This window comes from Bacillus sp. SIMBA_074, assembly GCF_046534555.1.
In the GTDB taxonomy this organism is placed as follows: Bacteria; Bacillota; Bacilli; order Bacillales; family Bacillaceae_G; genus Bacillus_A; species Bacillus_A mycoides.
Map to the genome: position 1 here is coordinate 1 of NZ_JAWRYM010000740.1, position 261 is coordinate 261.

General features: G+C 46.7%; 1 pseudogene. It reads right to left on the bottom strand.

Going from position 1 to position 261, the window contains the following annotated elements:
• A pseudogene (locus SB773_RS32740) lies at window positions 1-233 on the bottom strand (ABC transporter permease); the annotation flags it as partial.
• Window positions 234-261 lie beyond the last annotated feature (28 nt).

Here is a 261-nt window from a genome sequence, read left to right on the forward strand (position 1 = left end):
GTATCCATCAGATTTTCTTGATTGGACACCGAATAGTTATCACTCTGACCTGGAAATGATGTGGTCATCGTACCTTGTACCCGGTACATCGCCCTATCTAAGATATTCTCGTTCTCCGCTTTTAAATATACCGTTCCGATTGTCGTGCTGCCTGTAGCCCGTTCTGCAGCAGTGATCGGTGCAATGATTACATCATCCCCGCTCAATCCCATTGAGGTGCCTGCTGATTTCAAAACACCGATCACCCGATAGGAAACACCT